Source organism: Roseibium aestuarii, from assembly GCF_008477545.1.
In the GTDB taxonomy this organism is placed as follows: domain Bacteria; phylum Pseudomonadota; class Alphaproteobacteria; order Rhizobiales; family Stappiaceae; genus Roseibium; species Roseibium aestuarii.
Genome location: NZ_VORA01000019.1, coordinates 1 through 1,165, shown reverse-complemented (window position 1 = coordinate 1,165; position 1,165 = coordinate 1). Strand labels below are relative to the sequence as shown.

Below are 1,165 nucleotides of genomic sequence, written 5' to 3'. Positions count from 1 at the left end.
GTCATCAACTCTGTTTAGCGAGGTCGTCCCTGATCCTTGCGTTGAGGATGACGATGATCTTTCTCATGAGGGCAGAGATGGCGACGATGGGCTTCTTTCCACTTGCGACAAGGCGTTGATAGGTTTCACGTAAGGGTCCGCTTGCCCGGCTGGCTGCCAGCGCTGCCATGAACAGCACGGTGCGAACTTGCGGGCGTCCGCCACGCATCCTTCTGTACCCCCGCAAGGTGCCGCTATCCCTTGGGTGGGGAGCGGTGCCCGCCAGGGCCGCAGCCTGGCGCCTGCCCAGGGTGCCGAGCTCCGGCATGATGGCCGCCAGAGCGATGGCGGTGCGCGGTCCCACACCGGGCAGAGACAGGCTGACCTCGACCCTGCGCTTCAGAGACTGGCAGGTCGCGATCAGTTCCTCGATCGCGTGGTCGAGGAGCTGCAGCTGGGTCTTGAGGGCGCGCAGCATGGCCTTGCACGACGCCTTGAGGACCTGCGCGCCGGGGGCTTTCAGCCGGTTGGTCTCCGCCACCTGCAGGGCCACCAGGTCCTGCCGGCGCAGGACGAGGGCGGTGAGATGGGCCTGTTCCCTTGCCGCGGGCGTGAAGAGCGCAAGGCCCTTCCAGCGTTCCAGGCCATAGAGCGCCAGGGCCCTGGCATCGATGGCATCGGTCTTGGCCAGGGTGCCGAAGGACCTGAGAAAGGCCTTGGTCTTCAATGTATCGGCGCGATGGCAGGGGACACCGGCTGCGGTCAGTTCCCGGATCAGCAGTCCTTCATGTCCGCCTGTCGGTTCACACACCGCCAGACAGCTGCCCTCGAGGCCCGCGATGAACTTGCGCAAGGCGGAAGGGCTGTTCGTCAGTGTGAGGACCTTGCCCTGGGCGCTGTCGAAGACGGCAATCGTGTCCTGGGCGACGTCAAATCCGAGCACACGGGAAGGTGCTTCCTGCAAGAAGGTCATGGGCGTGGTATCCTTTGCGTGCTTCGGATTGTTCGCGGGCGTTCGTCAAGCGGCCCAATCAACTCTCCAAGCGGGAAAAGGAAGCGGCAGGGAGCCATGATGACGACGGGTGAAAACCCGATCCCGGGCCGGTCGCCTGCCACTGCTCTCCCGGTGGTTCAAGACAGCCGGGAGAGCACCCCCATCATAACAGCATCCAAAACGAACAATCCC

At 64.0% G+C, this 1,165-nt stretch carries 1 protein-coding gene; it reads right to left on the bottom strand.

Annotation, left to right across the window (positions count from 1 at the left end):
* Positions 1-4 precede the first annotated feature (4 nt).
* Positions 5-952 carry an IS110 family RNA-guided transposase gene (locus FR728_RS19260; RefSeq protein ID WP_149894358.1) on the bottom strand — a complete coding sequence of 316 codons (948 nt, stop codon included), beginning with the start codon at positions 950-952 and terminating at the stop codon, positions 5-7.
* Positions 953-1,165: the final 213 nt, after the last annotated feature.